Here is a 19113-nt window from a genome sequence, read left to right on the forward strand (position 1 = left end):
CCCGACGTGTCTACTTTCCAGGGGTCAGGCCCCCGCGTTAGCTCTGCTGTCTCAAGAACACCATTGCGCGCAATGTAACCCACCAGCAGATCCACGAATTGAATCTGCACAGAATTCAGCGTGGTATCTGCCGGCACGGCAGAACATTCAGCGCGCACGGCCGGTTCATCCATCCCCACGATTCCGCGCAAAAGCCTCCTATCGACTCATCGACATGAAAATCACGCAGTTGCTCAGCGCCGTCAACGTGGCAATCCACCACATCAATGGACTTGACCCCGTAGCCACGTGCCCCACCACAGATTCGAGCACGAAGCGCGCTTGGAACACGGAACCGCGCGGATTAGTGAGTGCATTTCACTCAACCAATCGGCAGTCGTTAAGCAGGTTCGGCCACACCACGCCGATAAAGCCGAAGTTGCTGGATCGGGGTGTTCCACCACTCATCGTCGCCACGGCGCTCCAGTTCCTCTCTACTAGTTCCGCATCTCATACTGCTTGGTTACAACCATTATGGTGTCTTTTCCGGCGAAAAGAACGCCATTTCACCATCCAACTCGATTTACAACCGTACTGAATTCGTACTGAATTTTCAGCACAATATTTCAGTCACATTTCAATCATATTTCAGTACGATTTCCGATCAAACTTGGGTACACTGCTCCCCATGAGCATCATCGACGTCCCAGAACTCATTGCGCTCCTCCGCGATACGCAAAATGATACGTGGAATGTCGAGGCCAAAGAAGCCTCTCACCAGATTCCCGAATCAATTGACGAGACTCTCTGCGCCTTCGCCAATATGCCAGACGGCGGCACACTCATCCTCGGGGTCGCTGAAAATGGTGGCGCTTTTGATGTCACTGGAGTCTGGGATCCGAAAGCCGCACAGTCCGCAATCGCTTCAAAGGCCCGCGAGCGAATCACGCCGCCCTTGCAACTCGGTGCAGTTGAGGTGACCATCGTGGAGGGGAAACCCGTCGTTGCTGCGATTGTTCCTCCCCAGCCTTCAGAGCATCGTCCCTTCCGCGTCGGTAAGTTTGGCAAGGCCTACATTCGTTCCGGCGACGGCGACTACGACTTATCGCCTCAAGAAGAGCTTTTCTTGGTCGGTGAGCGGCAGCAACCACACGCGGATCGCACACCAGTCGAGGGGGCCACGGTTCAACACGACTTGGTAGACGACCTGCTCCAGCAATACCTCAGCGCGAAAAAGCGTGACTCTCGCCGGCTGCGTGACCTCGACGAACGCACGCTCCACATCCGCACCAACGTTATTGACCCGGACACTGGTTTCGTCACGACTGCAGCCCTTTACGCCTTCGGCGAGCAGCCGCAGCAGTTCCTACCCAACCTCGTGGTCAAAGCTCGCGCCATCAATCCCCAGGTCGACACTGCTCAACGGCTCACCGATCGTCGCGAATTCACGGGTCCCGTACCGGACCTCCTTGACTCGGCAAGGGAATGGGTCTCTGCGCAGCTACGCGTCGGAGTAACCTTCCGCGATGGCAACGGGATCGATGTACCTGAGCTCCCTCCGATCGCCATTCGCGAGATCATCGCCAATGCCCTGGTTCACCGCGATCTTTCCGCTGCAAGTTACGGCATGTATACGCAGCTCATCAAGCAGCCCACCAAGCTCATTGTGGAAAGCCCCGGCGGATTGTGGGGCATCACCAAAAATCAGCTCGGCTACACCTCCCCTCGCGCCCGTAACGCGATCCTCTATTCCATGTGCGCCGCCCTCACAACCGACAATGGATACCGCGTTATCGAGGCTCAAGCTACTGGCATTCCTGCAGCTCGTGCCGCCCTTGCAGAGGCTTTCCTCCCCGCCCCGCACTTCGACGATCAGATTACTAAGTTCACCGCTATTCTCACCTCTTCGTCACTTCTCAGCGATACCGACCTTCGTTGGCTTGGGCAGCTCCCCGGCTCAGACACCCTATCCGTCGCTCAAAAGCACGCTCTCATCGCTATGCGTCACGGCGAGGAGATCACCAATAGCAGCTATCGAAGCGCCTTCCCCATGGACTCCGTTAATGCCCGCGCCGAGCTTCAGCAATTGGTGAAATACGGGCTTGCCGATGCCGCCGGCTCTGGCCGTGGCACCACCTACAGGGCCCCATCCGACAATGACGAAGCCCTAATCGAAACCGTGGCTTCCGGTGCCGCTCAGGCTGCCGCAGCTTCCGCCGACGACCATGCCAAGCGCAGCACATACCTGTCTGCAGCCGAGAAAGACAAGCGCATCTTGACAGCGTTACGTGCCGCGCAGCACGGGCTCACGCGCAAAGAGCTGGAGCGCGAAACAGGCCTAACTCGAGGGCAAATCAATCCGAGAATTGCAAAATTGAGCGAGAAAGAAATGATACGTAAGACGCCATCCAAATCCGACTCGCGCTCCCAGATTTACTCCATTGGTCCAAGAGAATTTTAGAATACCAGTTTGGGCCTTCCCTCTAGTCATCGATAAGCACTTGAGGTCCTGACTGCATGGCATGGTTGCGGGCCTTCGGCTAGCGGGGGCATCGGCAAGCTCATACACAAACGCCCAGCCACCGTGAGGTGACTGGGCGCTTAAAAGAAGTGCGCTTAGAAATTAAGCGGTGTAATCCTTGGTGACGGACGCGTCGACCGGGATGCCCGGGCCGGAGGTCGTGGTCATGGTGACCTTCTTGACGTAGATGCCCTTGGAGGAGGACGGCTTCAGACGCAGGATCTCGTCGTAGAGAGCGCCGTAGTTCTCAGCCAGCTTCTCGGCGTCGAAGGATGCCTTGCCGATGATGGCGTGCAGGTTGGAAGCCTTCTCCACACGGAAGGAGATCTTGCCGCCCTTGACGTCGGCAACAGCCTTGGTGACGTCAGCGGTAACGGTGCCGGTCTTCGGGTTCGGCATGAGACCACGCGGGCCGAGGACGCGGGCCACGCGGCCCACCTTGGCCATCTGGTCCGGGGTAGCGATGGCGACATCGAAGTCGATGTGGCCCTCGTTGATGGCCTCGATCAGCTCGGCGGTACCGACGATGTCGGCGCCAGCAGCCTTGGCCTCATCAGCCTTCGGGCCCTCGGCAAAGACGGCCACGCGGACGTCCTTACCGGTGCCGTTCGGCAGGGAGACGGTGCCGCGAACGAGCTGGTCAGCCTTGCGCGGGTCAACGCCGAGGCGGAAGACGACGTCAACGGTGGCGTCGTAGTTCTTGGAGGAGGTCTCCTTGGCCAGCTTCGCGGCCTCGAGCGGGGAGTACAGGCGGGACTTGTCGACCAGTTCGGCCGCAGCCTTGTAAGCCTTAGAGTTGGTGCTCATTTAAGCAATTCCTTTTCGTGGATTGTTGTGGTCTGTGCGGGCCGAAAGCTGGCCCTGCCACATGAAGTTGTTGGAGGTTTTTACTGCGGCATGTCGGCCGGAGCACCCTCGACGGTAATACCCATGGAGCGGGCGGTACCGGCGATGATGCGGGCAGCGTTCTCGATGTCGCGAGCGTTGAGGTCCTCGAACTTGGTCTGGCCGATCTCCTTGCACTGATCCCAGGTCACAGAAGCAACCTTGGTGGTGTGCGGGGTGCCGGAGCCCTTCTTCACGCCTGCGGCCTTGAGCAGCAGCTTGGCTGCCGGCGGGGTCTTCAGCTTGAAATCGAAGGAGCGATCCTCGTAGACGGTAATCTCAACCGGGACCACGTTGCCGCGCTGGGATTCCGTTGCAGCGTTGTACGCCTTGCAGAATTCCATGATGTTGACGCCGTGGGCACCCAGTGCCGGGCCGACCGGCGGAGCCGGGTTAGCGGCGCCAGCTTCGATCTGCAGCTTGATGAAGCCAGTAACCTTCTTCTTCGGAGCCATCGAATTACCTCAATTCCTGTGTTACCGGCACCCGCCACGATGAATAACGGGCACCGTCCGGATGCCTGCTTTCGCAGGCCACCGGGGATAAACGATTTACTACGCGCGCAAAAAGCGCACGGTGTTCCATTTTAGAACACCGTGCGCCTGGGACAAAATCGCGTTTGCGCAGGTCGCCGCTTACGCGGCGAGAGTCAAACGAGAGCTCGCTTCCGGACTCGCTTAGGAGATGCGCTCGATTTCGTTCGGGGAGAGCTCGACCGGGGTCTCGCGACCGAAGATGGACACGAGGCCCTGCATCTTGCCGGTCTCCGGGTCGATCTCGGAGATAGTCGCGGAAACCGAAGCCAGTGGACCAGCCAGGATGGTGACGGCCTCGCCCACCTGGAAGTCGTGGTTGAGCTTCGGCGCAGCCTTCTCCTCCGGCATGGCGATGACCTGCTCGCCGTCGGCGGTGGCGGCAGCGGCCTCGCCGGTCGTAGTCGGAGCGACCTGCGGCATGAGGAACTTGGCTACGTCGCGCGGCTTGACCGGGGTGGCGTTGCCCTCGTTGCCCACGAAAGAGGTGACACCCGGGGTGTCGCGAACGACGGACCAAACAGCGTCGTTGATATCCATGCGGACGAGGACGTAACCCGGCAGCAGCTTGTGCTTGACGATCTTCTTCTTGCCGTCCTTGAGCTCCATGCGCTGCTCGATAGGAACGACAACCTCGTAGAGGGAGTCCTCGACCTCAAGGGTCTGGGCACGCATGTCGAGGTTGGTCTTCACCTTGTTCTCGTAACCCGAGTAGCACTGGATGATGTACCACTGGCCCGGCTGCTTTTTCAGCTCGCGGGTGAACGCACGCAGGCGCGTCTTGTACTCGCTGTCGTCCTCAGCGGCAGCCTCGGCGCCGACGGCTGCGGCTGCCTCCTCGGCGGTAGCGGGGGCATCGGCAGCCTCAGCGGGCGCCTCGGCGTCTGCGGACTCTGCAGCTTCAGCGGCCTCGGCAGCTTCTGCCTCAGCGGCGGCCTGGGCCTGGGCGGTCTGGGCCTGGGCGGCCTGCAGATCGTCTTCGAAGCTCGTGCTCTCCGTAGTGGTTTCAGCAGTGTTGTCGGTGGTGTTCTCTTCGCTCATGGGGTGAGTCTCTCCTCTGCGTGCGGGCGTGTACTGCCCAGGGTAATGAATAATCCCGCCGTCCGGACCGGACAGCGGGATGATGAAGTCACTATGCAAGCAGTCTACCTAAGGGGCAAGGACTGCTTCAACTCCCAGGCCGGTGAGCGAATCCACGCCCCACACAAGCGCCGTGAGAACGATGAGGAAGAGGAAGGTAATGAGCGTGTACTGCACCATTTCCTTCGCCGTGGGCCACACGACTTTCTTCATCTCAGAAACGACTTCGCCTGGGAACGCGGCGACGCCGCCGCCCGGCTTTTCGTCCTTCTCCGCCGCGGCGCGCTCCACGCGCTTGTTCTCATAAGCGGCAGAGGACGTGGTCGTCGCCGCGCCGGAGAGCTGGCGCTTGCCGGTCGGGCGGGCTGCGCCGGACTGCGGCTGCTGCTCATCACTCATGGGTGAGATGTCCTCCTGGATTGAAAACCTATAACTTTGTCAACTCTAGCAAAGCTGATAGGAGCGTGAATAATTCCCGCGCGGTCAATAAAAAGCAAAGAACCCGGCGCGTGGCCGGGTTCTTTGCGTTCTGCAGGGGCGACAGGACTCGAACCTGCAACCTACGGTTTTGGAGACCGTTGCGCTACCAATTGCGCCACGCCCCTCTGGGCTTGTAGAAGTTGACTCTAGCAGAGCCCATGGCCCCTGCCCCCGCGTGCGGGGAAAGAAACCTGTAGCGATGGCGAGAATTGAACTCGCGACACAGCGATTATGAGTCGCTTGCTCTACCACTGAGCTACACCGCCATATTCACTTAGAACTCCACGCCCTGGGCCCGGATGAACCCTAGACATGAATGGAGCCCCCTGACAGAATCGAACTGTCGACCTTTTCCTTACCATGGAAACGCTCTGCCGACTGAGCTAAGGGGGCACATCCTCGCCGTTGAAGCTGTGCGATATTTCGCGTGCTCTCCGTTGCGGACTTAGAAAGAGTAACCCACTTTCTTCTCGTTACACAAATCCGCTGTACAGGACGGAAAATATCGGTTTTTAGCCGCCTGTATGCGGTGTGCTTGAATGGATTTATGTTGGATGACAAAGACCGGCAATCAATCGACGCGGCGAAGCTCTATTACGGTTCCGGCCTCTCCCAGGCCGAGGTTGCCGCACGCCTGGGCTTGTCCCGCCCCACCGTCTCCAAACTGTTGGGCCACGCGCTCGAGCGCGGCTTTGTCACCATCACCATCCACGATCCCCGCGAGCGTTCTGACGAACTCGTCGCCCAGCTCACCGCGCGCTTTAAGCTTGCCGATGCCCGCGTGGTCACCACCCCAGCCGGCGGCACCCTCCTCACGGACCTGGGCAGCGCCGGCGCCACGCTCCTCGAGGAACTCGTCCACGACGGCATGACGGTGGGCCTGTCCTGGGGCACGACGATGTGCGCCGTCTCGGAGCATTTGCGCCAGCTACCCCTCCAGGGCGTGCGCGTGGTGCAGCTCAAGGGCGGGCACTCCCACTCGGAACGTTCGACACGCGACATGGAGACCATGCGCGCTTTCGCCCGCGCCTTCAACGCAACGACGGAGCTCCTCCCGCTGCCCGTGATCTTCGACTCCGCAGAAGCCAAGGACTGGGTGACGCGCGACCGTCACATCGCGAGCGTCCTCGAGCTGGGCCGCAGCGTGGACCTTGCCGTCTTTACCGCCGGCGCCATCGCCCCCGAGTCGCTCGCGCTCAACCTGGGCTATCTCTCCGCCGCGGAGACGCAGGAGATCTTGGACCACGCCGTGGGCGACGTGTGCTCGCGCTTCTTCACGCGCACCGGGAACATCGCGGCGTCTGACGTCGACGCACGCACCGTGGGCATCACGCTCGCCGATCTCAAGGGCCGGCCCACCCGCGTACTCGTGGCCGGCGGCGCCGAAAAAGCCCAGGCCATCCGCGTTGCCTTGGAGATGGGACTGGCCACCCACCTCGTCATCGATCATCAGACGGCGCAACGGGTGCTCGACCTGTGACGCACACGCTGCACAACTGTCAATTTAGCTATTGACATTCGTTCTCCACGGTCTAGGCTTGAGGGTGACAGTACTTCTACTTCACCCCGCGTGATCGACTCAAGGAGACACACATCATGGCCGCTTTGCACAGCACCGAAGGTCTTTCCACCCCGCACATCAACCCCAAGGGCGTCGACATCGCAGACACCATTCTGCTGCCCGGCGATCCCCTCCGTGCCAAGTTCATCGCAGACACCTTCCTCGAAGACGTCGTCCAGTTCAACGAGGTCCGCAACATCCTGGGCTTTACCGGCACCTACCAGGGCACGCCGGTCTCCGTCATGGGCACCGGCATGGGCATGCCCTCCATCGGCATTTACTCCTGGGAACTCATCCACACTTTCGGCGTGAAGAACCTCGTCCGCGTCGGTTCCATCGGCGCCATGCAGGAAAACATCGACCTCCACGACGTCATCGTCGCCGCCTCCGCCTCCACCGATTCCAACTTCCTGTCGCAGTACAACCTGCCCGGCACCTGGGCGCCCACCGCCTCGTGGCGCCTGCTCAAGGGCCTCGTCGATGAGGCCGAGCGCCAGGACGCCCGCATCCACGTGGGCAACATCTTGAGCTCCGACATTTTCTACAACTTTGACGACTCCGTCAACGCCCGCTGGGCCGCCATGGGTGTCCTCGGCGTCGAGATGGAATCCGCCGCCCTCTACGCCACCGCCGCCGAAGCCGGCGTCGACGCCCTCGGCCTCTTCACCGTCTCGGACAACCTCGTCTCCGACACGCACCTGTCCGCCGAGGAGCGCCAGACGGCCTTCCACACGATGATGAAGCTCGCCCTCCCGCTCGCAGCCCTCTCCTAGCCTTCCGCCTTCAAGGGAAAACCATGTCCAACGTGCAAACCACCCCGGACGGCACTCGGGTCAATCCCAAGGCCGCCGTCCCCATCCTGCTCTTTGTCTTCGTCTTCTCGCTCGTCATTGACAACGGCTTTAAGACGATGACCATGCCCATGGCTGCGGGCCTGGGCATCTCCGATAACACCGCGAGCCTCCAGGCCTCGCTCGCCGGCGTCATCATCGGCATCGGCGCCGTCGTCTACTCGGCGCTCGCGGACTCCATCTCCATCCGCAAGCTCATGCTCACCGGCGTCATCCTCATCGCCGTGGGCTCGGCCATCGGCTTTATCTTCTCCGGCTCGTGGCCCATGGTCCTTGCCGGCCGCCTCATCCAGACCACCGGCCTCGCCGCGGCGGAGACTCTCTACGTCATCTACGTCACCAAGCACCTGAGCGAAGACGACCAGAAGACCTACCTCGGTTTCTCCACCGCCGCTTTCCAGGCCGGCCTGCTCATCGGCGCGCTGACCTCCGGCTTCGTGTCCACGTATATCTCGTGGACCGCGATGTTCCTCATCCCGCTCGTCCTCCTGCTCACCATCCCGCCGATCATCAAGATGGTTCCGGAGGACGAGGCCGTGGAGGGCCACCTCGATGCCCTCGGCCTGTTCTACATCGCGCTGTTCGCGACCTCGCTCATCATGTTCACCCAGGCGTTCAAGCCCCTGTGGCTCATCCCCACCGTGCTGGGCGTCGTCCTCTTTGCCGTCCACATCCGCCACGCACACTACCCGGTCGTAACCACGGAGTTCTTCACCAACGGCCGCTACATCTGGACCATCGTCATGGTCTTCTTCGTCTACTCCACGCAGATGGGTTACATCTTCCTGCTGCCCTACGCGGCCCAGGATTACCACGGTCTGAGCATTGACGAAGCCAGCCTGCTCATGATCCCGGGCTACGTGTGCGCCATCCTCGTGGGCATCTTCTCCGGCAAGATCGGCCACGTCATATCCTCGCGCGCCACGGTGTACACCGGCATGGCCATGATCATCGGCTCGCTCATCATCAATGCTCTTTTCGCCCACGCCCATATCGCGGTCCTCGTCGTTACCACCATCGCGTTCGCCTCCGGCTTCGCGCTGCAGTACGCGCCGCTGGTCAACACGGCTTTGCGCAACATCACCGCGCAGAAGTCCGGCATCGCCATCGGTTTCTACAACCTCACCATCAACATCGCCATCCCGCTGGGCATCGCGTACACCGCGAAGCTGCTCGATGCGACCGAGGGCTACACCACCGCGCTGTGGGTGCTCTCTGCCGTCGCCGCCCTCGGCGCCATCATCTACGTCCTCAGCGACCAGGCTATGGCTAAAAACGAATCTAAGGAGTCCCTCCATGTCTAACCAGATTGCACAGCTCATCGACCACACCCTCCTCAAGCCCGAGGCCACCGCGGACCAGGTCAAGGACCTCATCAAGGAGGCCGCCGAGCTCGGCACCTACTCCGTGTGCATCTCGCCCTCCCAGCTGCCCGTTGAGGTCCCCGAGGGCCTCCACGTCGCCACCGTCGTCGGCTTCCCGTCCGGCGCCGTGAAGTCCGAGATCAAGGCCGCCGAGGCTGCCCGCGCCGTCCAGGACGGCGCCGAGGAAGTCGACATGGTCATCAACATTCCGCTCGCCGTCGAGGGCCGCTTCGACGAGCTGCAGGCCGATATCCAGGCCGTGCGCGACGCCATCCCCGGTAAGGTCCTCAAGGTCATCCTCGAAACCGCCGCGCTTTCCGATGCCGCCATTGAGGGCGCTTGCCGCGCCGCCGAGGCCGCAGGGGCCGACTTCGTGAAGACCTCCACCGGCTTCCACCCGGCCGGTGGTGCCAGCGTTCACGCCATCGAGATCATGCAGGCCACCGTGGGCGGCCGCCTGGGTATTAAGGCTTCCGGTGGTATCCGCACGGCTGCCGATGCCCTCGCCATGGTCAACGCCGGTGCCACCCGCCTGGGCCTGTCCGCGTCGAAGAAGATCCTCACAGAATTCGCAGCACAGGACGCACAGGAGGCATAAAATGCCCATCTCCGAAGAGCTTCTCACCACCGCCTGCACCTGGGCCGAGCACGACCCGGACCCGGAAACCCGCGACCAGATCAACGCGTGGATCGCTGCCGAAGACGCTGAGGCTCTCGCCGCCGCCTTTGCCGGTCCCCTCGCCTTCGGCACCGCCGGCCTGCGCGCCGCCGTGGGCGCGGGCGAGTCCCGCATGAACCGCGCCGTCGTCATCCGCACGACCCACGGCCTCGTGACGTGGCTCAAGAACCAGGTCGACACTCCTAAGGTCGTCATCGGCTGCGATGCTCGCCACGGCTCCGCACAGTTCCAGCAGGACGCCGCCGAGGTCATCTCCGCCGCGGGCGGCCAAGCCCTCGTCCTCCCCGCGAAGAACCCGACGCCGCTCACAGCCTTTACGGTCAAGGCGCTCGGCGCCGACGCCGGCATCATGGTCACCGCCTCGCACAACCCGCCAGCGGATAACGGCTACAAGGTCTACCTTGGTGGCCGCGTCGCCACCGGTGACGCGGAGGGCGTCCAGCTCGTCTCCCCCGCCGACACGGAGATCGCCGCCGCCATCGCCGCGGCGCCCTGTGCGGACGAGGTCGCCCGCGACGACGCCCGCATCGAGCACGTCGACACGCGCGCTGAATACCTCGCTCGTGCCGCCATGCTCGTCGGCCCCAACACGGATGTCACCATCGCACTCACCGCCATGCACGGCGTCGGCGCGACCCTCGGCGAGGCGCTGCTCACCCGGTGCGGATTCACTGTCTCCCTCGTGCCCGAGCAGGCCGAGCCGGACCCAGACTTCCCGACGGTCTCCTTCCCGAACCCCGAGGAGCCCGGCGCCCTCGACTTGGGCAAGGCACACGCGAAGAAGATCGGTGCCGACATCCTCATCGCCTACGACCCGGACGCTGACCGCTGCGCGGCTGCGGTTCCCGACGCCGCCGCCGAGGGCGGCTGGCGGCAGCTCACCGGCGACGAGACTGGCGCCCTCCTGGGCGATTACCTCGCCCGCCGCGGCGTCCCCGAAGGCGCCTCGTTCGCCAACTCGCTCGTGTCGTCCCGCCTGCTTGGCCGTGTCGCCGCGCATTACGGCATCCACCACGAGGAAACTCTCACGGGCTTCAAGTGGATCGCCCGCACGCCGAGCCTCGCGTTCGGTTACGAGGAAGCCATCGGGTTCTGCCCCGACCCGCAGGCCGTGCGCGACAAGGACGGCATAGCGACTTCTGTCGTGCTCGCCAGCCTCGCCGCCGAATGCAAGACCGCCGGCATCACGTTGCTCGACCGTCTCGCCGAGATTCACGAGACCGTGGGGGCACTCTACACGCAGCCGCTCACCTTCCGCGTCGAGGATCTCAGCATCATCTCCACCGCGATGGAGAAGGTTTCCACGACCCCGCCCACCGAGCTGGCCGGCTCCCCCATCGCCAAGGTCGAGAAGTTCGCCCAGGGTTCGAAGTTCTTCACGGAGAACGATGACCGTGTCATCGTCCGCCCGTCCGGCACCGAGCCCAAGCTCAAGTGCTACCTCGAGTCCCCCGACCGCGAGCGCCTCGACGCCATCGCCGCAGATCTGCGCGAGTACTTCGGCATCTAACGTCCTCGCATAAAATCCCCGGCTCTCGCCGGGGATTTTATGCGTCTAGGTCGCTCGTCAACTCCGAAATCCATTGCCGGGCCTCGGCTAAGCACTAAAGCGTTGAGCTCATCACGGAGTTCGGTATCAACGCGGATAGTCGTCATAGTCATACAAAAGTATGACTCTGTCCCAGGTGATCGTCAATACGGTGTCATTATGTGTTGTCGTTGAAGTAGTCATGCCCCATTAGACTGAGCTTCGACGCCACAGGTTTCCGCCCTCGTCAGCCCGCTCTCACCCCACACCGTCGACGTCGCATTCCCGGAGGAAATATGAATTCACACCGTACAGCCTGGGCGTGGGTGCTCGCGACAGCCGCCTTCGCCCTCGCCGCCGGGCTAGCCATCGTCCTAGGCTGGGATGCGCTGCCTGACCCGCTCCCCCAGCACTTCAACGGGAGGGGCGAACCGGATGCGTGGATGGCCAAGACCTATCGCAACGCCGTAGGCATGGCGGTTCTCGTGCCCGCCATCCTCACCGTGGTCTCCGCAGGTGCCCTCGCGCTCACACAGCAAGCTGCACAGTCCGCAGAAGACTCCTACCCGAAACCTGACCCGGTCGATCTCGCCCGCACGCGCACCCAGACCGCGCTCCTTTTACCGGTGATAGCGCGCTGGATGTTCGCTCTCGCCGCCGTATGCACATCCGCCATCATGGCTGGACTCTTCGGCATTGGCAGCGCTCCTTTCAGCATGCCAGCCTTGCTCTTCACGATCGTAGCGCTATGCGGATGGTTGCTCTGGGATATCAAGTCCATCAACGATCGTCTCGATGCCGATTACCCCACCGCGCAGATGACTGGGAAGATGAAGTGGGGAATGCTCTACTACGACCCCGCCGAGCCGCACGCGATGGTGTCCCACCCCAACGGTTCGTCCTCACTCAATTTTGCCCAGAAGAAAGCATGGTGGCTGCTCGCCGCGTTGCTTGCCCCAACGGCGTTCATACTTGTTCTCGTCATCGTCGCGGCGTGAGCGAACACGCAGAAACCCCGCGCCTTCCTGATGGAAAGCGCGGGGTTTGTCTGTGCCAGGTAGAAGATTCGAACTTCTGAAGGCAATGCCGGCGGATTTACAGTCCGCTCCCTTTGGCCGCTCGGGCAACCTGGCGTGCACCTTGCGGTGCGAGAGATAACTTTACTAAGTGCTGGGACGTTCGCCAAATCGGCAGGGTATCTGCCATTTCAATGCGTCTCCGCTGCGCTTTCAGCAACCTAGCCCACGCGCTTGACGGTGTACTCCGCCAGCTGGCGCAGCGCTGCGGTCGCGGAATTCTGCGGCAGCGAGTCGAGCTCGTGCTCCACCTCGTCGAGGTAACCCTGCACGGCGTCGAGCGCCTGCTGGCGTCCTGTGGAGGCATGGAGGAGCTCCAGGGCGCGGTCCACGGCGGCATCGGAAGTCAGCGGACCCGTAAGCAGACCACGCAACTCCTCACCCACCGGGGTGTCTTCCTCGAGCGCGTAGAGCACCGGCAGGGTGAACACGCCCTCGCGCAGGTCCGTGCCCGGGGTCTTACCGGAGTCCTTCGGATCGGAGAAGATGTCAATGATGTCGTCGACGATCTGGAAAATCATGCCCACGAGCGAGCCGATCTTGTGCAGCGCGGTGGCATGCTCCAGAGTGGCACCCGAGTGGTAGGCGCCAAGGTAGGCCGCCGAGGCGATAAGAACGGCGGTCTTCTCACGGATGACGGCCGTGTAGTGCTCGATGGCATTGGCCTCGCCCGCGCCGATGGTCTCACGCATCTGGCCGGTGACGAGTTCCTCGAAGGTATCCGCGAAGTGCGCCACCGTGTGGGTGTCGAGCTGCGACATGAGGCGCGAGGCGTGCGCGAGCAGCGCGTCGCCAGCGAGGATAGCCACGGAATTCGACCACCGGGAGTTCGCGGACTGCACGCCACGGCGGCGGTCAGCCTCGTCCATGACATCGTCGTGATAGAGCGTTGCCACGTGGACCATCTCCACCGAGGTCGCCGCAGTAATGACGTCCGGGCACCCCGGACGCTCGCCATACTCGGAAGCCAGCAGCGCCATCATGGGACGGAAACGCTTGCCGCCAGCGGCGGTAAGATGCAGAGCTTTCTCGCTCACAAAGCTCTCGCCGCGGTCGATCTCCTTATACAGGCGAGCTTCCACAGCAGCGACGCCTTCGGCCACACGCGCGGTAAGCTGCGGGTCACCCAGGTCCACGGTGTTGTCGCCGTTGCTCATATCTGTAATGGTCCTTTTGTGGCAGTCGTTGACGTCAATAATCTCCTACTAACCTAGTCCACTCGCAGGGGTTAGACATAGTTGAGGTGCCCGCTCTGCCACAATGGGTTCCATGTCCCAGCTTTTTGATGTAGCAATCGTCGGCTCCGGTCCTGCTGGCGCGGCGGCCGCCATCCACGCCGCTCGCGCCGGACACTCGGTGGCGCTCCTCGATTCCGCCGAATTCCCCCGCGATAAGACCTGCGGCGATGGACTTACCCCGCGCGCTATGCATCAACTGGATCTCCTCGGCATCAAGGTCAACCCGAGCTACCGCAACCACGGCCTCAAGCTCCACGGCTACGGCGGCTCCGTCACGGCGCCCTGGCCCGACACGTACCCGACGAACGAGGGCACTGCGCTTCCCCGTCACGAGTTCGACGCGCTCCTCGTACGTGAGGCCGTCGCCGCCGGAGCAACACTGCTCCACGGCACGGCCACCGCGCCTGAGCTGGCCGGAAACCGGATCGTCAGTTTTTCTGTCGTTGATGGGTCGGGCGCCACGGACACCATGAAAGCCCGCTGGATCATCGTCGCCGACGGCGTGCGCTCCACCTTCGGCAAGCAGCTCGGCCGCACGTGGCACAAAGACGAGGTGTACGGCATCGCGGCGCGCTCGTATTCCTCTTCCCCTCACGCCAGCGAGGGCTGGATGCACTCGCACGTCGAGCTCAAGGACGCCGACGGCGTAGTCCAGCCCGGCTACGGCTGGATCTTCCCGCTGGGCGCGGAGCTCGGCCAAGTCAATATCGGCTTAGGCGCGCTGTCCACAAAGTCCCGCCCCGCGAAGATCAACACCAAGAAGCTCCTGGAGACCTACGCCGCGCAACAGCGCGCCGAGTGGGGTCTGGGACCGGTAGAAAAGGTGGCATCGGCAGCGTTGCCCATGGGCGGTGCCGTAAGCACCGTCGCGGGTGCGAACTGGATGCTCATCGGCGACGCCGCCGCGTGCGTCAACCCACTCAACGGCGAGGGCATCGACTACGGGCTGGAGACCGCCGCCATGGCCGTCTCCCTTTTGGGAGGAAAGGACTTCACGCTCGTGTGGCCGGACCGCCTGCGCGCTGCCTACGGCGAGGCTTTCGTGCTCGCCCGCACCGCCGCACGGCTGCTCACGTACCCGCAGTTCCTCCCCGTCGCGGGCCCTGTCGCCCTGCGCGGACCCGTGGGCCGCATGCTCATGCCCGCTGCGGCGCGGCTCATGGGCAACCTCATCACGGACGAGGACCGCGATCTCATCGCGCGCGCCTGGAAACTGGCGGGTCACGGCGTGGCGTGGGCGCGCCGTGACACCCCACTGTGGTCTTAAGGGATTTCACATCAAACAAGCCCTCAGATCCGCGTGGATCTGAGGGCTTCGTTGTCGTGAACTGCCGGAACTACGCCGGTTTGACCGCGCTGTGCAACGCCACGATGCCGCCGGTGAGGTTCTGCCAATTGGCACCCGTCCAACCGTTGCGGTTAATGGCAGCGGCGAGTTCCTTCTGTTCCGGCCAAGCGCGGATCGACTCGGCGAGGTAGACGTACGCGTCCGGATTCGAGGACACGAGGCGCGCGACCGGCGGGAGCAGGCGCATAAGGTATTCCTTGTACACCGTGCCAAAGACCGGAATGACGGGCTTGGAGAACTCCGCCACGGCCAGGCGGCCACCGGGCTTGGTTACGCGAGCCATCTCACGCAGGCCGAGCTCGAAGTCGTGAATATTGCGCAGTCCATAAGAGATGGTCACGGCGTCAAACGTGTTGTCCGCGAAGGGCAGCTGCATGCCGTCGCCCGCGACCTTGGGCACGTTACGGTCCTTGCCCGCCGCGAGCATGCCGCGCGAGAAATCGCAGGCCACACACCAGGCGCCAGACTTGGCCAGCTCCACCGTAGACACAGCGGTGCCAGCGGCAAGATCGAGGACCTTCTCCCCTGGCTGCAGGCCGAGACGCTCACGCGTGCGCTTACGCCACAGGCGGTCCTGTCCGAAGGAGAGGACGGTGTTGGTGATGTCGTAGTTCTTGCCCACGCCATCGAACATCTTCGCCACGTCTGCGGGGTCTTTGTCGAGATCTGCCTTGAGGTTAAATTTCGCCACGGAAAACCAGTCTATGCCACGCGCGCGCCCAGAGCGCGGGCGGCCCAGCGCGGCAGCTCCGGGCGCTGGCCGATGATGGTCAGCGGCACGCGGCGCGTGTCCTCAAGGACTTCCTCGTAGGAGTCCAGGAGCTGGCGGCACAGCGCGTCCCACGTCTTATTCGCAATGGAGGCGCGGGCGTTCTCGCGCAGTTCCGCGTGGATCTCCGGGTTAAGCAGCGCGTCCACGGCGCCGGGCAGATCCTCGACGAAGGTGTCGACGTCGAGGAGCAGGCCGTTGTAGCCTTCCTCAATCAAATCAATAGGGCCGCCAGCGCGCGGGCCGATGGTGGGCACGCCCGAGGCCTGCGCCTCCTGGATGGCCTGACAGAAGGTCTCGAACTCGCCAGCATGAACGAAGATATCGAGCGAGGCGTACGCATGCGCGAGCTCCTCGCCGCCGAGTGCGCCGAGGAAGATCGCGTGCGGCAGCTGGGCCTCGAGGAGCGGGCGCTCGGGACCATCGCCGACGATGACGACCTGAATATCGGAACGCTCATCGAGCCCGGCCAAGCGGTGCACGCCCTTCTCCGCGGCGAGGCGACCAACGAAGCCCACAATCTTCTTCGAGCCCGTGGGATCCCACTGGCGGCGCAGTTCTTCCGAGCGCTTGAAGGGATGGAAACGCACCGCGTCCACGCCGCGGCCCCAGTGGCGCACGTTCTTGATGTTATGTTCTTCCAGGTCCGCGATGGTGGGCGAGGACGGCGCAAGCGTCATCTGGCAGGAATTGTGGATGGTGCGCAGCCACTCCCACACGCCGTGGGCCAGTGCGGAGGCGTGGTACTTCGTGGCGAAGCCGGCCACGTCCGTTTGGTAGAGCGCCACGGCCGGGATGCGCTGCTGACGCGCGACGAAGGCGCCGGCCGCGCCGAGCACGAACGGGCTGGCCAGGTGAATGATGTCCGGCTGAAAGTCACGAATGGCGCCATCCACGGCGGAGGTGGGCACGCCCACCGGCAGGGAATCTACGAGCGGAACCTTCACCGTGGGCACGCGATGGATGGGAAAGCCCAGGTAATCCGGGATTTCTTCCTGACCCTCGCGCGCGCCCGGCGCCACAACGATGGCCTCGTGTCCCTCCGCATGCAGGTGCTCCAGGACGCGCAGCACAGAGTTGGTTACTCCGTTGACGTTGGGCAAGAAAGATTCAGCAACAATGGCGACACGCATGTGTTATACCTTTACACGTCGAAGAAACCAGTGGGTGAACTCAACATTAATTCTTTTTCAGGCTCGTTCCCCGCCAGGCTAGCCCAAAAATGAGGCTCGCTACCACGGCGACGGAGAGCGCCGGGATGATAGACAGCGTCCATTCGCGCCCTTCCACCTTGACCAGGTCCGGATTCGACAGCTTATACGTCACCCAGACCTTTTGGCCCTCGCCCAGGCCCGTGGGATAGATGAGTCCCGTCGGCGGCGAATGGTAAAGACCCTGCGAGTCCTGGAAGTCGACCGAGGTGCGCAGCCAGCCCACGTTCGTCACCGTCGCCAGCGCTCGGCCCGGCTCCACCGCAATGGAGCGGTCATTCATGAAGGGGCCTGCGACCATGGCAAAGGCTCCCAGGAGTGCCACCGCGTAGACCGCGAGCAGCACCTGCCGTACGCGCCTCCTAGACACTGGTCTTCGCGGCGAGCTCGCCATGAAGCGCCCGGCGCGTGCCGCGCGTCGTGTGGGCGTCCACAACGGTAATCCCCGTCGAAGTTTCCTTGAGCTCCGCGAGCAGGTCGAGCAGCTCCTGCGCCGAGTTCGCCTCACGGTAGTCTGCGCCGTAGGCCTCGCACAGCTGGCCGATGCCCACCTCCTGCGGCGTTCCAAAAGCCCGCTCGAAGGCAGGGCGCAGGGATTCCTGTCCGATTTCCAGGGTCTCGAAGATGCCGCCACCGTTATCGTCCGCGACAACGATGGTGAGGTTCTCCGGGCGCGGGTCACCCGGCGAGATGAGCAGAGCAGAAGCGTCGTGGAGGAACGTGATGTCCCCCATGAGCGCGACGGTGCGCGGCGCGCGAATCTCCGTGGCCTCGCGGGACTGGGTGGCCAGCGCCACGCCGATGGACTGGGCCACCGTGCCGTCGATGCCAGCGGCGCCGCGCGGCGAGTAGGTCTCCACGCCGTCGAAAGGAAGACCCACGAAGCTGGCGTCGCGCACCGGATTCGAGGCGCCGAGGACGAGCGCGTCACCCACGGCGAGTGTATCCGCCACGGCGGCCGCCACGTGCAGGCCGGTAAATCCATAGTCCTTATTTTCTAGGACTTCGCGCACCGCGGCGCCGCCCATCTCGGCCGCGCCCTCGCAGACCTTCATCCAGTCGCGCGTGGGCTCGCCGCTCACCTTGACGCGGGTACCCTTCCGGGCGGCCTCGCCGCGCGGGTTCGTGAAGTCCGCCGTGCGCGAGAGCGTCACGAACTCGATATCGGGATCGCTGAGGAGCGCCAGCACCCCGCGGTGCAGCGTCGGATGGCCGACAACGATGACCTGCTCGACACGCGTATTGACCACATAGTCGTTCGCACTCACGTGGTCCTTGCGGAAGATGCTCGCCGCGAGCGGGTGCACCGGATGGTACGGCGCGGGCGCCGTGGGCTCTGCGATGGTGGGCACGTCTTCAAGGCCCTCGACGTCCCAGGCCTCGTCGCCCGCGATGACCAACGTATTGCGGGTGAGGTCGAGCTCGACCTCGCCGTGGTCCACGAAGCGGACGGACGGCGCGCGGCGCAGGGTTCGATCATCCGGCGTAGAGGGAAGCTCCGTGCCCACGAGCGGCACGTCGAGCGCGACATTGATATGCACCGCAAAGTCCTGGGTAAAGCGCTGCGCCATCGCCGGAATATCCTCCGGCGACGCGACCTGCGTCGTGTCCGCGAAGTTGCTAAAGATGCCCTGCTGCTCGATGGTTTGCGAGGCACCCGTGCCCACGAGGCGCTCCGGGCGATCCGCAGAGACCACCGCGAGCGGCGTGTGCGAGTGGCGCGCCTCGACCAGCGCCGGCAACGCGTTGGCCACGGCCGTGCCTGAGGTCATGACGACCGCGACGTGGCGGCGCTGCACTCGCGCCAGGCCCAACGCGAGGAACGCGGCGGAGCGCTCATCGATGCGCGTGTGCACCTTGAGATCCGGGCGGGCGAGCAGCGCCAAGTTGAGCGGCGCGTTGCGCGAGCCTGGGCAAATGACAACGTCAGTACAGTGGCGCGCGAGCTGCGCGGCGACGGCCTGCGCCAGCTCAATGGATTCGGTCTGTGCGGTCTGGTCCATAGCAGCC

The 19113-nt window shown here is 63.4% G+C and carries 17 protein-coding genes and 4 tRNA genes; 8 read left to right on the plus strand and 13 right to left on the minus strand.

The window, feature by feature from the left end; genetic code table 11:
• The first annotated feature begins 667 nt into the window (after positions 1 to 667).
• Positions 668 to 2440: an RNA-binding domain-containing protein gene (locus HMPREF2559_RS09645; protein ID WP_066489943.1), complete on the plus strand. Its 1773-nt coding sequence runs from the start codon at positions 668 to 670 to the stop codon at positions 2438 to 2440.
• A gap of 162 nt (positions 2441 to 2602) precedes the next feature.
• On the opposite strand, the gene rplA is transcribed toward HMPREF2559_RS09645, so the two are convergent.
• The 7 genes from rplA to HMPREF2559_RS09680 all read right to left on the minus strand — a co-directional run bounded on the left by rplA (position 2603) and on the right by HMPREF2559_RS09680 (position 5871).
• Positions 2603 to 3307 (minus strand): 50S ribosomal protein L1, encoded by a 705-nt coding sequence (gene rplA, locus HMPREF2559_RS09650; RefSeq protein WP_066489940.1) that lies wholly within the window; start codon positions 3305 to 3307, stop codon positions 2603 to 2605.
• 80 nt (positions 3308 to 3387) lie between these two features.
• Entirely contained in the window at positions 3388 to 3840 is a 453-nt protein-coding gene (rplK, locus tag HMPREF2559_RS09655) for a 50S ribosomal protein L11 (protein ID WP_066489931.1), read from the minus strand.
• Between the two features lie 222 nt (positions 3841 to 4062).
• A complete protein-coding gene (gene nusG / locus HMPREF2559_RS09660; RefSeq protein ID WP_068801353.1) occupies positions 4063 to 4959 on the minus strand; it encodes a transcription termination/antitermination protein NusG in 897 nt (298 codons plus the stop codon).
• Between the two features lie 108 nt (positions 4960 to 5067).
• The gene (secE, locus tag HMPREF2559_RS09665; RefSeq protein ID WP_066489927.1) at positions 5068 to 5397 is read right to left on the minus strand and encodes a preprotein translocase subunit SecE; all 330 of its coding nucleotides are present in this window, start codon (positions 5395 to 5397) and stop codon (positions 5068 to 5070) included.
• A gap of 133 nt (positions 5398 to 5530) precedes the next feature.
• A tRNA-Trp gene (locus tag HMPREF2559_RS09670) sits at positions 5531 to 5603 on the minus strand.
• A gap of 69 nt (positions 5604 to 5672) precedes the next feature.
• A tRNA-Met gene (locus HMPREF2559_RS09675) sits at positions 5673 to 5744 on the minus strand.
• A 51-nt stretch (positions 5745 to 5795) separates the two neighbouring features.
• Positions 5796 to 5871: transfer RNA gene (locus HMPREF2559_RS09680), tRNA-Thr, on the minus strand.
• Positions 5872 to 6025: 154 nt separating this feature from the next.
• Between HMPREF2559_RS09680 and HMPREF2559_RS09685 the strand changes: the two genes are divergently transcribed.
• The 6 genes from HMPREF2559_RS09685 (at position 6026) to HMPREF2559_RS09710 (ending at position 12459) form a co-directional block, all read left to right on the plus strand.
• Complete coding sequence (locus HMPREF2559_RS09685) at positions 6026 to 6958, plus strand: sugar-binding transcriptional regulator (protein ID WP_068801354.1); 933 nt, start codon at positions 6026 to 6028, stop codon at positions 6956 to 6958.
• A gap of 116 nt (positions 6959 to 7074) precedes the next feature.
• Positions 7075 to 7812 (plus strand): purine-nucleoside phosphorylase, encoded by a 738-nt coding sequence (gene deoD / locus HMPREF2559_RS09690; RefSeq protein WP_066489921.1) that lies wholly within the window; start codon positions 7075 to 7077, stop codon positions 7810 to 7812.
• Positions 7813 to 7835: 23 nt separating this feature from the next.
• Positions 7836 to 9194, plus strand: a complete 1359-nt coding sequence (locus tag HMPREF2559_RS09695) for an MFS transporter (RefSeq protein WP_066489918.1) — start codon at positions 7836 to 7838, stop codon at positions 9192 to 9194.
• A complete protein-coding gene (gene deoC, locus HMPREF2559_RS09700) occupies positions 9187 to 9852 on the plus strand; it encodes a deoxyribose-phosphate aldolase (RefSeq protein WP_066489917.1) in 666 nt (221 codons plus the stop codon). Before HMPREF2559_RS09695 ends, deoC begins: the two co-directional genes overlap by 8 nt.
• A 1-nt stretch (position 9853) precedes the next feature.
• Positions 9854 to 11443: a phospho-sugar mutase gene (locus tag HMPREF2559_RS09705; protein WP_066509770.1), complete on the plus strand. Its 1590-nt coding sequence runs from the start codon at positions 9854 to 9856 to the stop codon at positions 11441 to 11443.
• Positions 11444 to 11757: 314 nt separating this feature from the next.
• Positions 11758 to 12459 (plus strand): DUF1648 domain-containing protein, encoded by a 702-nt coding sequence (locus HMPREF2559_RS09710; protein WP_082723261.1) that lies wholly within the window; start codon positions 11758 to 11760, stop codon positions 12457 to 12459.
• Positions 12460 to 12512: 53 nt separating this feature from the next.
• On the opposite strand, the gene HMPREF2559_RS09715 is transcribed toward HMPREF2559_RS09710, so the two are convergent.
• Together HMPREF2559_RS09715 and HMPREF2559_RS09720 are read right to left on the minus strand one after the other, a co-directional pair.
• A tRNA-Tyr gene (locus HMPREF2559_RS09715) sits at positions 12513 to 12594 on the minus strand.
• Between the two features lie 104 nt (positions 12595 to 12698).
• Positions 12699 to 13694: a polyprenyl synthetase family protein gene (locus HMPREF2559_RS09720; RefSeq protein ID WP_066489904.1), complete on the minus strand. Its 996-nt coding sequence runs from the start codon at positions 13692 to 13694 to the stop codon at positions 12699 to 12701.
• 112 nt (positions 13695 to 13806) lie between these two features.
• On the opposite strand from HMPREF2559_RS09720, the gene HMPREF2559_RS09725 reads away from it, so the two are divergent.
• Positions 13807 to 15042 carry a geranylgeranyl reductase family protein gene (locus HMPREF2559_RS09725; protein WP_082723270.1) on the plus strand — a complete coding sequence of 412 codons (1236 nt, stop codon included), beginning with the start codon at positions 13807 to 13809 and terminating at the stop codon, positions 15040 to 15042.
• A 70-nt stretch (positions 15043 to 15112) separates the two neighbouring features.
• On the opposite strand, the gene HMPREF2559_RS09730 is transcribed toward HMPREF2559_RS09725, so the two are convergent.
• Genes HMPREF2559_RS09730 through menD form a run of 4 tightly spaced genes read right to left on the minus strand, consistent with a single transcriptional unit; the run spans position 15113 to position 19106 of the window.
• The gene (locus HMPREF2559_RS09730; protein ID WP_255357120.1) at positions 15113 to 15814 is read right to left on the minus strand and encodes a demethylmenaquinone methyltransferase; all 702 of its coding nucleotides are present in this window, start codon (positions 15812 to 15814) and stop codon (positions 15113 to 15115) included.
• 11 nt (positions 15815 to 15825) lie between these two features.
• A complete protein-coding gene (locus tag HMPREF2559_RS09735) occupies positions 15826 to 17025 on the minus strand; it encodes a glycosyltransferase family 4 protein (RefSeq protein WP_066509777.1) in 1200 nt (399 codons plus the stop codon).
• Between the two features lie 46 nt (positions 17026 to 17071).
• Positions 17072 to 17497: a DUF3592 domain-containing protein gene (locus tag HMPREF2559_RS09740; RefSeq protein WP_070540521.1), complete on the minus strand. Its 426-nt coding sequence runs from the start codon at positions 17495 to 17497 to the stop codon at positions 17072 to 17074.
• Complete coding sequence (gene menD / locus HMPREF2559_RS09745) at positions 17466 to 19106, minus strand: 2-succinyl-5-enolpyruvyl-6-hydroxy-3-cyclohexene-1-carboxylic-acid synthase (RefSeq protein WP_070540524.1); 1641 nt, start codon at positions 19104 to 19106, stop codon at positions 17466 to 17468. Before menD ends, HMPREF2559_RS09740 begins: the two co-directional genes overlap by 32 nt.
• Between the last annotated feature and the right edge of the window lie 7 nt (positions 19107 to 19113).

The organism is Corynebacterium sp. HMSC072G08 (assembly GCF_001809185.1).
Taxonomy (GTDB): domain Bacteria; phylum Actinomycetota; class Actinomycetes; order Mycobacteriales; family Mycobacteriaceae; genus Corynebacterium; species Corynebacterium phoceense.

Excerpts from the sequence above, each read along its gene's own strand:
- deoD (WP_066489921.1), top strand. The coding sequence starts at position 7,075 with ATGGCCGCTTTGCACAGCACCGAAGGTCTTTCCACCCCGCACATCAAC.
- deoC (WP_066489917.1), top strand. The coding sequence starts at position 9,187 with ATGTCTAACCAGATTGCACAGCTCATCGACCACACCCTCCTCAAGCCC.
- HMPREF2559_RS09735 (WP_066509777.1), bottom strand. The coding sequence starts at position 17,025 with ATGCGTGTCGCCATTGTTGCTGAATCTTTCTTGCCCAACGTCAACGGA.
- rplK (WP_066489931.1), bottom strand. The coding sequence starts at position 3,840 with ATGGCTCCGAAGAAGAAGGTTACTGGCTTCATCAAGCTGCAGATCGAA.
- HMPREF2559_RS09685 (WP_068801354.1), top strand. The coding sequence starts at position 6,026 with ATGTTGGATGACAAAGACCGGCAATCAATCGACGCGGCGAAGCTCTAT.
- menD (WP_070540524.1), bottom strand. The coding sequence starts at position 19,106 with ATGGACCAGACCGCACAGACCGAATCCATTGAGCTGGCGCAGGCCGTC.
- HMPREF2559_RS09645 (WP_066489943.1), top strand. The coding sequence starts at position 668 with ATGAGCATCATCGACGTCCCAGAACTCATTGCGCTCCTCCGCGATACG.
- HMPREF2559_RS09710 (WP_082723261.1), top strand. The coding sequence starts at position 11,758 with ATGAATTCACACCGTACAGCCTGGGCGTGGGTGCTCGCGACAGCCGCC.
- rplA (WP_066489940.1), bottom strand. The coding sequence starts at position 3,307 with ATGAGCACCAACTCTAAGGCTTACAAGGCTGCGGCCGAACTGGTCGAC.
- secE (WP_066489927.1), bottom strand. The coding sequence starts at position 5,397 with ATGAGTGATGAGCAGCAGCCGCAGTCCGGCGCAGCCCGCCCGACCGGC.
- HMPREF2559_RS09695 (WP_066489918.1), top strand. The coding sequence starts at position 7,836 with ATGTCCAACGTGCAAACCACCCCGGACGGCACTCGGGTCAATCCCAAG.
- HMPREF2559_RS09725 (WP_082723270.1), top strand. The coding sequence starts at position 13,807 with ATGTCCCAGCTTTTTGATGTAGCAATCGTCGGCTCCGGTCCTGCTGGC.
- HMPREF2559_RS09705 (WP_066509770.1), top strand. The coding sequence starts at position 9,854 with ATGCCCATCTCCGAAGAGCTTCTCACCACCGCCTGCACCTGGGCCGAG.
- HMPREF2559_RS09740 (WP_070540521.1), bottom strand. The coding sequence starts at position 17,497 with ATGGCGAGCTCGCCGCGAAGACCAGTGTCTAGGAGGCGCGTACGGCAG.
- nusG (WP_068801353.1), bottom strand. The coding sequence starts at position 4,959 with ATGAGCGAAGAGAACACCACCGACAACACTGCTGAAACCACTACGGAG.
- HMPREF2559_RS09720 (WP_066489904.1), bottom strand. The coding sequence starts at position 13,694 with ATGAGCAACGGCGACAACACCGTGGACCTGGGTGACCCGCAGCTTACC.